The sequence below is a fragment of the Azoarcus taiwanensis genome, from assembly GCF_012910885.1.
In the GTDB taxonomy this organism is placed as follows: domain Bacteria; phylum Pseudomonadota; class Gammaproteobacteria; order Burkholderiales; family Rhodocyclaceae; genus Azoarcus_F; species Azoarcus_F taiwanensis.
Genome location: NZ_WTVM01000025.1, coordinates 26,785 through 37,341, shown reverse-complemented (window position 1 = coordinate 37,341; position 10,557 = coordinate 26,785). Strand labels below are relative to the sequence as shown.

9 protein-coding genes are annotated in these 10,557 nt (G+C 63.6%); 3 read left to right on the top strand and 6 right to left on the bottom strand.

Going from position 1 to position 10,557, the window contains the following annotated elements; genetic code table 11:
• Positions 1 to 1,023: ATP-binding cassette domain-containing protein (locus GPA21_RS06100; RefSeq protein ID WP_168987323.1), on the bottom strand; the 1,023-nt coding region annotated here is incomplete at its 3' end.
• A 90-nt stretch (positions 1,024 to 1,113) separates the two neighbouring features.
• A complete protein-coding gene (locus GPA21_RS06095; protein WP_168987322.1) occupies positions 1,114 to 1,608 on the bottom strand; it encodes a GNAT family N-acetyltransferase in 495 nt (164 codons plus the stop codon).
• Between the two features lie 118 nt (positions 1,609 to 1,726).
• On the opposite strand from GPA21_RS06095, the gene GPA21_RS06090 reads away from it, so the two are divergent.
• A complete protein-coding gene (locus tag GPA21_RS06090; protein ID WP_168987321.1) occupies positions 1,727 to 2,272 on the top strand; it encodes a DUF3592 domain-containing protein in 546 nt (181 codons plus the stop codon).
• Between the two features lie 8 nt (positions 2,273 to 2,280).
• Here GPA21_RS06090 and trhP read toward each other — a convergent pair whose 3' ends face one another.
• Positions 2,281 to 3,693 carry a prephenate-dependent tRNA uridine(34) hydroxylase TrhP gene (trhP, locus tag GPA21_RS06085; RefSeq protein ID WP_168987320.1) on the bottom strand — a complete coding sequence of 471 codons (1,413 nt, stop codon included), beginning with the start codon at positions 3,691 to 3,693 and terminating at the stop codon, positions 2,281 to 2,283.
• Positions 3,694 to 4,036: 343 nt separating this feature from the next.
• On the opposite strand from trhP, the gene GPA21_RS06080 reads away from it, so the two are divergent.
• Positions 4,037 to 4,432 (top strand): MAPEG family protein, encoded by a 396-nt coding sequence (locus tag GPA21_RS06080; protein ID WP_168987319.1) that lies wholly within the window; start codon positions 4,037 to 4,039, stop codon positions 4,430 to 4,432.
• Positions 4,433 to 4,435: 3 nt separating this feature from the next.
• Here GPA21_RS06080 and GPA21_RS06075 read toward each other — a convergent pair whose 3' ends face one another.
• From GPA21_RS06075 to GPA21_RS06065, 3 genes are all read right to left on the bottom strand, one after another.
• On the bottom strand, positions 4,436 to 5,212 hold the full coding sequence (locus GPA21_RS06075; RefSeq protein ID WP_168987318.1) for a ferredoxin--NADP reductase: 777 nt from the start codon (positions 5,210 to 5,212) through the stop codon (positions 4,436 to 4,438).
• A 141-nt stretch (positions 5,213 to 5,353) separates the two neighbouring features.
• Positions 5,354 to 7,981, bottom strand: coding sequence for an EAL domain-containing protein (locus GPA21_RS06070; RefSeq protein ID WP_168987317.1), 2,628 nt, complete (start codon positions 7,979 to 7,981; stop codon positions 5,354 to 5,356).
• The gene (locus tag GPA21_RS06065) at positions 7,978 to 9,003 is read right to left on the bottom strand and encodes a cytochrome-c peroxidase (protein WP_339379837.1); all 1,026 of its coding nucleotides are present in this window, start codon (positions 9,001 to 9,003) and stop codon (positions 7,978 to 7,980) included. The genes GPA21_RS06070 and GPA21_RS06065 overlap by 4 nt, the downstream gene beginning before the upstream one ends.
• Positions 9,004 to 9,204: 201 nt before the next feature.
• On the opposite strand from GPA21_RS06065, the gene GPA21_RS06060 reads away from it, so the two are divergent.
• Positions 9,205 to 10,557: an SLC13 family permease gene (locus tag GPA21_RS06060; protein ID WP_339379836.1), complete on the top strand. Its 1,353-nt coding sequence runs from the start codon at positions 9,205 to 9,207 to the stop codon at positions 10,555 to 10,557.

Below are 10,557 nucleotides of genomic sequence, written 5' to 3'. Positions count from 1 at the left end.
GCGCTGGATGAGCGGCTTCTCCATGCCTTCGTAGGCAAAGGAGATGTTCTCGATCTCGCAGGCCAGACGATGCAGTTTGTCTTTGTCGTCGTACTCGAAGCGGATCCACGGGTACTGGCGCGAGGACGGCTTGACGTCTTCGGGCTTGAGCTTGTCGATGAGCTTGAGGCGGCTGGTGGCCTGCTTGGCCTTGGACTTGTTGGCCGAGAAGCGGCGAACGAACTCCTGCAGATCCTGGATTTTTTCCTTGGCGCGGGCGTTGGCCGCGGACTGCCTTTGGCGCGCGAGCGTCGACGCTTCCATGTAGTCGTCGTAGTTGCCGGCGTACACCGTGATCGTGCCGTAGTCCAGGTCGGCCATGTGGGTGCAGACCTGATTCAGGAAGTGGCGGTCGTGGGAGATGATGACCATGGTCGAGTCGCGCTCGTTGAGCACGTTCTCGAGCCAGCGGATGGTGTTGATGTCGAGGTTGTTTGTCGGCTCGTCGAGCAACAGGATGTCCGGATTGGCGAACAGCGCCTGGCACAGCAGCACCCGGAGCTTCCAGCCCGGCGCGACGTTCTTCATCGGGCCGTCGTGCAGTTCGCCTGCGATGCCGACACCGAGCAGCAGCTCACCGGCGCGGGATTCGGCGGTGTAGCCGTCGTACTCGGCGAACTTCGACTCCAGCTCGGCGGCGTGCATGTAGTCGTCTTCGGTCGCCTCGGGGTTGGCGTAGATCGCGTCCTTTTCCTGCATGCAGGCCCACATTTCGGTGTGACCCATCATGACCACATCGAGCACGCGCATGTCTTCGTAGCCGAACTGGTCCTGGCGCAGGTAGGCCATTCGCTCGGTCGGATCCTTGGAGACGTTGCCGGCGCTGGGCTCGAGCGCGCCGCACAGGATCTTCATGAAGGTCGACTTGCCGGCCCCGTTAGCCCCGATGAGGCCGTAGCGGTTGCCGTCACCGAACTTGACGGAGACGTTCTCGAACAGGGGCTTGGCCCCGAACTGCATGGTGATGTTGGCGGCGACGAGCAATTTGGATCCAGGGGAGCGTGATTTGTAAAACCTTGAATTATAACGCAGGAAACTCCCGCGAGGTGAGGATGGGGTGTGATCCGGGGCAGATCAGAGCCACTTGTGCATGAACATAGCCTGTCCGGCCGCGGGGTCGAGCTGGTAGGCCTCGAACCCTGCGCGCAGGTAGGCGTTCAGCGCTTGCTGGTTGTTGGAAAGTACTTCGAGGGTGAGTTTGCAGCACCCACGGTGACGGGCGAGCGTCTCTGCGGCGGCAATCAGGGCGCGGCCGATGCCCCGACCACGCCATTCCGGGTGCACCGCAAGGTCATGGATGTTGAGCAGCGGCCGGGCTGCGAAGGTCGAGAAGCCCTCGAAGCAGTTCATCAATCCGACCGGGTGTGTCCCGATAAAGGCGAGGAATCCGAAGTAATCCGCCCGCTTTGCCAGCCGTTCTGCAAGATGCTGGCGGGCTTCTTCGTCCAGCGGGTGACCGCCACCCATGGGGTCACGCGCGTAGAGGTCGAGGAGCTCGATGAGCACCAGTGCATGAGCCGGATCCCTGGGGTTCAGCGCATGGATGTGGGGTTTGGAGTCGATTTGCATTATTGAGGCGGACCGGACCAGGGAATTGCCAGCATGCGGAACACGGGCGGGTCTTGAAAAGCGCCGGAAGGTATCTCTAAAGTTGTAAGATGCCGGTAGCCGAACACGGAAAAACAATATGGCATCAAGGCCGAATGCTACTACGTTGCGGCTCAAGATAGTCGAGATCGCGCTACGCGTACTTCTGCCGCTGGCCGGGATTCTGCTGTTGTCTGCGGGGGTCGTGGGCGTGCTTTCGTTCGGCATCCTGCCGCTGGTCGAGCGGGCGGGAGCAGCTGAATGGCGGAGCGCGCCCGCGACCGTCATCCATCACGAGGTGGTTTCGGCGGTGCGGGCTCTGCCGGTGCCGGTGGATCGCATCGAGCTTCGCTACCGCTATGCGATCGATGGCCGCCAGTTCGAAGGCTCGCAATACGGGGTGCATCGTGGACTGGAGAGCCGGGATCGCAGTCAGGCTTTCATCGGGTCGGTGCAGGCCCAGCCGCAGATCGCGATCTGGTTCCATCCGGACGACCCGGGTCGAGCCATGGTCCGGCGGGACTTGAATTGGCGCCTGTTTGCCTACACGATTCCAGCGTTGGCGATGGCGTTGGTGGGGGGCATGCTGGTGCTCACCAGCATGCTGGTGTGGAACGATCGACGGTCGATATTCCGCAAGACCTGAGGGGTCATTCAATCCAGAAACCTTGCGATGAAGCAGGGTGCGGCGGGGTCGTAGTCCGCCGGCGCGTCGAGCCAGACTCGCCTGCCGCTGCCAGGCACCACCGACAGCTCGCCCCTCTGGCCGTCGAGTATGCGCTGCACCTGCATCTCCGGGTTAGCCCCGGGTTGCGCGAACTCGAGTCGGTCACCCACCGCAAAGCGGTTTTTGACCTCGACCTCGACCAAGTTGCGGCCGGGATCGAAGCCGATGGCCTCGCCAACCAGGATGCTCCGCCCGGATTCGGAGTGGCCGCGCAGGTAGTTCTGGTGTTCCGGCGTATGGTGTCGCTGGTAGAAGCCGTCGGTGTAGCCCCGGTTGGCGAGGCTTTCCAGGGTGCCGAGCAAGCGGGTATCGAAGGCTCGCCCGGCCAGCGCGTCGTCGATTGCGCGCCGATACCCCTGACTGGCACGAGCGACGTAATACGGGCTCTTGGTCCGCCCTTCGATCTTCAGCGAGTCGACGCCGATCGCGACCAGCCTTGCGACATGCTCGATTGCGCGCAGGTCGCGTGAGTTCAGTATGTAGGTGCCGTGCTCGTCTTCCTCGATCGGCATCAATTCGCCCGGGCGCGTGCCTTCCTCGAGCAACCAGACCTTGCTGCCACCGATATGACGCGGCCCGCCACCGAGCGCAAGCCCTTCGACGGTTTGCTGGCGGTTGCGGGTGGCGGTGCCGACCGCGCCTGCTTCGCGTGGATTGCCGAGTGGCTCGCTGCCGCTGGTCAGAAGGTCGCCGGCGGCGTTTTCGTTGGTCTCGTGCAGCTTGTAGTCCCAGCGGCAGGAGTTGGTGCACGTGCCCTGGTTGGGGTCGCGGTGGTTGAAGTAGCCCGAGAGCAGGCAGCGGCCGGAGTAGGCGATGCACAGGGCGCCGTGAACAAAGACCTCGAGCTCCATGTCGGGACAGGCGTCGCGGATCTCAGCGACCTCGTCGAGCGACAGTTCGCGGGAGAGAATGATGCGCTTGACGCCGACTGATTGCCAGAAGCGCACCGCTGCGTAGTTGGTGGTGTTGGCCTGCACCGAAAGATGAATGTCCATGTCGGGCCAGCGCTCGCGGACCATCATGATCAGCCCGGGATCGGCCATGATCAGCGCGTCTGGCTTCATCTCGATGACCGGCGTCATGTCGTCGATGAAGCTTCTGACCTTGGCGTTGTGCGGATAGATGTTGCTGACGACGAAGAACGCCTTGCCAGCCTCGTGCGCCTCGCCAATGCCCTGCTCGAGCGCCTCGAGTTTGCCGAAGCTGTTGTTGCGCACCCGCAGGGAGTAGCGCGGCTGGCCGGCGTAGACCGCATCCGCGCCATAGGCGAAGGCGGTTCGCATCATTTCGAGCGAGCCAGCGGGGGCGAGGAGTTCCGGGCGCTTCAGTGTGGTCTGCATGGGGCGGGCAAAGGGTTGAATTTTAGCGTGAATAGGGGGCAAGGCGCAGATCAGCCGGCGCACATTTGAACCCGCGCACCGGTGCCGGGTGTGGCCCCTCCGGCTCCGATGCCACTCGCGCTGCCGCTGTAAGGCTCGCTTCGCTGCGATCCCTGAACTCGGCCTTCGGCCTCAGACAGCAGGGATCGCGGCCGCTACGCTCGCCAACAGCGGCATGCGCTCGGGCAAAGTCGCCTCGAGGCCAGCAACCGCCCCCGACCCGCTCCTCTGTGCGGGATTTGGCCAACGCAGTCTGTCAGGGACAGTATAGTGTCGGCGCCTTCAAACCGATCTGCTCGACCTCATGAACGACTTTCCGCTCTCCGCCGGTATCACCCTGCTCATCGTCCTGCTGATGTTCTGGACCGCCTACGAGGTGGGCATGGGGCGCAAGCGTTATGACGTCAAGGCGCCGGCCGTGACCGGCCATCCCATGTTCGAGAGAGCGTACAGGGTGCAGATGAACACCCTTGAGTGGGTGGTGATGACCTTGCCGTGCCTGTGGGTGTGCGCGGTGTTCGTGTCCGACGCGGTGGCGGCCGGGCTTGGAGTGGTGTGGCTGCTTGGTCGGGTGTGGTATGCGCTGGCTTATCGGCGCGAACCCTCCTCACGCGGACCGGGTTTTCTGGTCGGCGCCCTGGCTTTCGGAGCGCTGGGTGTGGCGGGTGCCGCAGGGGTGGCCCTGCGGTTGCTCGCTTGAGTCCTACTTTTCGACGAAGGCGCGCTCGATGACGTAGTCGCCCGGCTCGCCGATACGGGGCGAGATCTCGAAGCCTCGGGCGTCGAGCAGGGTGCACAGGTCGCTGAGCATGGCGGGGCTGCCGCAGATCATTACGCGGTCGGCCGCGGGGTCGAGCGGGGGCAGGCCGATATCCTCGAACAGCTTGCCGCTTTCCATCAGGTGAGTGATGCGACCGTTGTGGCGGAAGGGTTCGCGGGTGACCGTGGGGTAGTAGATGAGCTGCTCACGGATCACGTCGCCGAGGAACTCGTGTTCGGGCAGGGCCTGCGTGATCAGTTCGTTGTAGGCCAGCTCGGAGACGAAACGCACGCCGTGGATGAGGACCACCTTCTCGAAGCGCTCGTAGGTCTCCGGGTCCTGGATCACGCTCAGGAACGGCGCGAGGCCGGTGCCCGTCGCGAGCAGGTAGAGATGCCGCCCGGGGCGAAGATCGTGCAGTATCAGCGTGCCGGTGGGCTTCTTGCTCACGACGATCGGATCGCCCGCGCGCAGGTGTTGCAGGCGCGAGGTCAAGGCGCCGTCGGGCACCTTGATGCTGAAAAACTCGAGGTGTTCCTCGTAGTTCGGGCTCGCGATGCTGTAGGCGCGCGTGAGGGGACGTCCATCGACCTCGAGACCGATCATGACGAACTGGCCGTTCTCGAATCTCAGGCCCCGATCGCGGGTCGTCTTGAAGCTGAAGAGGGTCTCGTTCCAGTGATGCACGCTAAGAACGCGTTCAGTGACGAAGCTGGCCATAGGTTTTTGGATTTTATGTCCATCGGTTGGGGAAGGCTGAGCTTAGGGGCTTGTGACCCGCTTGTGAACCCTCGGCGCCTCTATGCATATTCCGAATACGGATATCGAGCGAAGTGCCTCGGGACCTCAGGCTGACGTGCCTCAGGCCGGTTTGGTTCCCTCGTGCGCGCCCAGCAGCGAAGCGGCGGCTTCGGCGCTCATGGGCTTGCCCAACAGATAACCCTGGATCTGGTCGCAGCCACGCGCGGCGAGCAGCGCGCGTTGAGTTTCGGTCTCGACGCCCTCGGCAACGACGATCATCCCCAGGCTGTGCGCCAGTGCGATGATGGCGCTGGCGATCTTGCCATCGACATCGGTGCTGCCGATGGGCGCGACGAAGCTGCGGTCGATCTTCACGGTTTGCACCGGCAACAGATGGAGATAGCTCAGTGACGCGTAGCCGGTGCCGAAGTCGTCGATGGCGAGGGTCACGCCCATTGCGCGCAGCCGCTGCAGCGTGTCGGCGGCCATGGCCGGATCGCGCATCAGCGTGGTCTCGGTGAGCTCCAGTTCGAGCATCGGGGCCGGCAGCTCGTGTTCCTCGAGACTTTGCCGGATGAGGGCCACGATGTCCTGTCGTTCGAACTGCTGCGCCGACACATTGACCGCGACCGGGACGTTGAGATGACCCTGCTCGCGCCAGCGAGCCTGTTGCGCACAGGCTTCACCCAACACCCAGGTGCCAATCTCGGTGATGAGCCCGGCTTCTTCCGCCACCTGCAGGAAGGCTGCGGGAGAGAGCTCGCCTTGCTCAGGGTGCCGCCAGCGCAGCAAGGCCTCGAAGCCGATCAGACGTGCGCCTTCGATCGCGAACTTGGGCTGATAGTGGAGCATGAGTTCGCCTGCGCTCACCGCGCGACGCAACTGGTTTTCCAGTAGCAACTTGCCGACCGTTGCGACATTGATGTCTTCCGCATAGAACTCGTAGCGCGCGCGACCGCGCTCCTTGGCCCGGTACATGGCGATGTCGGCGTTCTTGATCAGCGCCGCTGCGGTGGAACCGTCTCCAGGGTGCAGTGCGATACCGATGCTGGCGCTCACTGCGAGCTGATGGTCGCCAAGGTTGAAGGGCGTGTCGAGCGCGACGAGGAGCTTGCGTGCGGCCACCGCGGCGTCCTCGGCGTGTTCCAGTTCCGGCAGGACGATGACGAACTCGTCGCCGCCCTGGCGTGACAGGGTGTCGGTTTCGCGCAGCGTGGCGCGGCAGCGCTCCGCCACTTTGACGATGAGCTGGTCACCGACTTCGGGACCCAGGCTGTCGTTGATGGTCTTGAAGCGGTCCAGATCGAGGCACAGCACCGCGACGTGACGCTTCGAGCGCCGGGCGTTACGCACCGCCTGGTTGAGGCGGTCCTGCATCAGCACGCGGTTGGGCAGGCCGGTCAGGGTGTCGTGGTGGGCGAGGAAACGAATGCGCGCCTCCGCAGCCTTGCGCTCACTCATGTCCGAGAACACGCCAATGTAGTGGCTGATACCCGAGCCCTGGTCACGGACCGCGCTGATCGAGAGCCATTCAGGGTAAACCGAACCGTCGCGGCGGCGGTTCCAGATTTCGCCATGCCATTCGCCGTCGCGGGTGAGTACGGCCCACATCTGCCGATAGAAATCCTCGGGGTGTTCGCCGGAGCGCAACAGTGCGGGGGTTTGTCCGAGTACCTCGTCCAGTGGATAGCCGGTGATCTGCGTGAATGCCGGGTTGGCTGCGAGAATGCGTGCGCGGGCGTCGGTGATGAGCATGCCCTCCGAAGCATTCGTGAACACGGTCGACAGCAGTCTCAGATTGGACTGGGTGCTCAGCAGTGCATCCAGACGTTGTTCCAGCTCCTGGTTCGCGTCGTCCAGCGCACGCGAGGTGCGTGCGAGGCGCAGCACGATCAGCGCGATATAGGCTGCGAGCAAGAGCGCGACCGCATACAGCGCCATATGGTGGCGATCGGCGCGTTGCACCGCACGAGCGTGGCCTCGGGCGTATTCGGCATGGATGCGTTCAGCCTGGACACCACTTTCCAGGAGCAGGATCTGGCTGATGGTTTCGTCCAGCGCCGGCTTGTTGTCCAGGATGACCCTGCCGTGTGCGAGGAGACTGATGACCAGTTGCGCGGTGGCAGCGTCCAGCGTCGCGAGCTGGCTCTCTATGTCCGAGGAGAATGCGAGCACGCGCTCCGAAGGCAGGTTCTCGTCGCTCATGGCATGGGTCATCACGCTACAGGTGAACTGGCGAACCAGCTCGGCCATGCTGCTTCCCGGAGCCAATTGCGCTTGGGTCTGCTCCCGCAGGGCAGGGAAGTAAGCGAGCGAATTGCGCACCACGGCGTTATCCCGCTTGAACGCCTCGACAAGTGACGATTTTCGCTCGTGGAGCTGTCGGTACGCGAGAATGCTCGCCTGCAGGCCGTCGCGATAATCATCGGTGACATAGGTCGGGACGGTTGCCAGTCGCTCGATACCCGCGTCGAGTGCGCCGACTCTGGCCATGATGCCGTCGTATGAGAGCGAGAGTCCGAATCTCGCGGCGAGTATCGCGGCGTCCAGCTCCGCGTCAGCCTGACGCAGCAGGCGCAGCTCGCGTTGGTAGGCCTGATCCTCCGCCTTGGAGACCGAGTCCGCCTGCACGAAAAGCCAGGTCAGAAGCGTCGCAGTGGCAAGCAGGGCGAGCACCAGTACCATCAGGGCGAGGCCTCGGGCACCGGGCGCCGATCGCCGGGTTGCCCGCGAGACAGGCGTGCTCATTTCAGCTCGACTCCCCGATAGCTCCCGGTGAGGGTCGTCAGGAATGCAGTGATGAGCTCGATCTCATCTGTGCTCAACTGCAGGCCGAGTTGATAATGGCCCATCAGCGCCACGACGTTGGAAAGTGATTCCACCGACCCGTCGTGCAGGTAGGGCCCGGTGACCGCGACATTGCGCAGCGAGGGCACCTTGTAGACGTGACGGTCCTCGTCGCGCCCGGTTACCGCAATGCGACCGGGGCTGGCGGGGGCATGCGCCGCCCTGTCGGCGTAGTAGTCTTCCATGACCCCGAAACGCTGGAACAGGTTGCCGCCGATAGCGGCTCCCTGATGGCAGCTGGAACAACCTCGTCGCAGAAACAGCTTGTAGCCGGCTCTCTCGCGTTCGTCCAGGGCGGTGTTGTCGCCGAGCAGATAGCGGTCGAAGCGGGAATCGGGTGTGAGCAGGGTGCGTTCGAAACTCGCGATTGCGTGGGCAATCGTCGTTGAGGTGATCCCTTCGGCGTAGAGCTTGCCAAAGCTCGCAACATACGACGGATCGTCCTTCAATGCGGCGATCGCAACGTCCCAGGAACTGTCCATTTCGAGTGGGGAATGCAGTGGTCCGGCGACCTGCTTTTCGAGGGTGCTGACGCGTCCGTCATGAAACTGGGCGTGATGCAGGGCGGCGTTGAAAACCGTCGGTGTATTCAAGGGCATGACTTGACCGTCGATGCCGATCGCGTGAGTGCGGGAATCGCCGCCTGCGAGGTGCAGGTGGTGGCAGCTCGCGCAGGCCACGGTACCGTCGCGCGACAGACGGGGTTCATGGAAGAGCCGTTCGCCGAGGGCGCGGACATCGGCGTCCACTTCGGGTGGGTTGGGTATCGGTGCCAGCGCGTTTCGGCTCACCACCGGGACCTGCATCCACGGAGCGGGTTCGGCAAGCAGGTCGACTGGACGTTCGCGGGTCTGAAGCGTCACCAACAGCAGCGCGATAACTGGAAGAAGCAGCGCGAGCGCTGTGAGCGGATTCTTGAGCACGGCGCGATTCTAGCCAAAGGCCGCCCTTGACGTGTGGGCATCGGCACAGTTTTTGATATACATCAAAAGACATAGGGCGAGCCAAGGAGTGTCGCAGTGATGACGTCGATTCGCTTCCGGCACCAGGGTGGCGCCATGGCACGCAATCCTGGTCGTCCGAGATCGGCGGCTGGTGGTGATTTGGTAAGATGACGCGTTCTCGTGTCCCAGGAGCCGGCTCTGCCACTCAAACGCAAGATCAACCTCGCCCTTGCTGCGCTGATGTACTTTCTGCTCGAGGCGCTGCTGACGCCACGTATTGGCAGTGCCGGCAGCGGGCTGGCGATCATGGTTGCGATCGGATGGCTGTGGGTGAGCGAAGCGCTGCATGTCACGGTCACTGCACTGTTGGTGCCCTTGCTCGCCGCGGTGAGCGGGGTGCTGGCACTGGACCAGGCGCTGCTGCAGTTCGCCGATCCGGTGATTTTTCTCTTTCTTGGCGGTTTTGCGCTCGCCGCCGGGCTGCAGAAGCAGGGGCTGGACCGCTGGATGGCGGCGTGGGTGATCGGCAAGGCCGGTAATCGCCTGGATGTCGCGGCGCGCTATCTGTTCTGGCTGACTGCAGCGCTGTCGATGTGGATCAGCAACACCGCGACTGCGGCGATGATGCTGCCGCTCGCGCTCGGCCTGTTGTCGTCTCTAGACGCGACGCATTATCGTCGGACCTACCTCTATGTTCTGCTCGGCGTTGCCTTTGCAGCGAACATCGGCGGTCTCGGCACGCTGGTGGGCAGTCCGCCCAACGCAATCGCGGCGGCAAGCGTCGGGATCAGCTTCGCCCAGTGGATGCTCTACGGCCTGCCGGTGGTGTTGCTGATGCTGCCGCTGATGGAGCTTGCGCTGCGCTTTGCCTTGCGCCCGGATTTCGACGCCGAGGTCGAACCGCCGTCCGAGGCGATGGTCTGGAATCGCTCGCACTCGATGATGCTTGGCGTTTTCAGTCTCGCGGTGGGTCTGTGGGTGTTCGGTGCGCCGCTGAACGACTGGCTGGAGATCGGCCGCGCCTACGATGCCGCAGTTGCGTTGCTGGCCCTCGTCCTGCTCTATGCGCTGGGACTGGCCTACTGGAAGGACATCGAGCACGCCGCCGACTGGGGGGTGCTGTTGCTCTTCGGTGGTGGCCTCACTCTGAGCCGTGTGCTGTCTGAGAGCGGGGCCGGCGAATGGCTCGCCGCCCAGCTTGGTGGCATGTTCGTCGCGATGCCGGTGCTCGCCAGCCTGATGCTCATGGTCCTGTTTGCGATGCTGCTCACCGAGGTCACCAGCAACACCGCCAGTGCGGCCCTGTTGGTGCCGCTTTTCATCGGCATGGCGCCGCAGATGGACGACGTGTCGATCGCGGTCGTGGTTGCAATGGCCTGTTCCTGCGCCTTCCTGCTGCCGGTTGCCACACCGCCTAACGCCATCATCTTCGGCAGCGGCCACGTGCCGCAGCGTCAGATGATTCGCTGCGGGCTGTGGGTCAGTCTGCTGATCCTGCCGGTGCTGTTCGGTGTAGCGGCGGTGCTCGGCTGA

Bases quoted from the DNA above. Each gene is read 5' to 3' on its own strand.
- GPA21_RS06090 (WP_168987321.1), top strand. From the start codon at position 1,727: ATGGCATCAAGGCCGAATGCTACTACGTTGCGGCTCAAGATAGTCGAG.
- trhP (WP_168987320.1), bottom strand. From the start codon at position 3,693: ATGCAGACCACACTGAAGCGCCCGGAACTCCTCGCCCCCGCTGGCTCG.
- GPA21_RS06080 (WP_168987319.1), top strand. From the start codon at position 4,037: ATGAACGACTTTCCGCTCTCCGCCGGTATCACCCTGCTCATCGTCCTG.
- GPA21_RS06095 (WP_168987322.1), bottom strand. From the start codon at position 1,608: ATGCAAATCGACTCCAAACCCCACATCCATGCGCTGAACCCCAGGGAT.
- GPA21_RS06070 (WP_168987317.1), bottom strand. From the start codon at position 7,981: ATGAGCACGCCTGTCTCGCGGGCAACCCGGCGATCGGCGCCCGGTGCC.
- GPA21_RS06075 (WP_168987318.1), bottom strand. From the start codon at position 5,212: ATGGCCAGCTTCGTCACTGAACGCGTTCTTAGCGTGCATCACTGGAAC.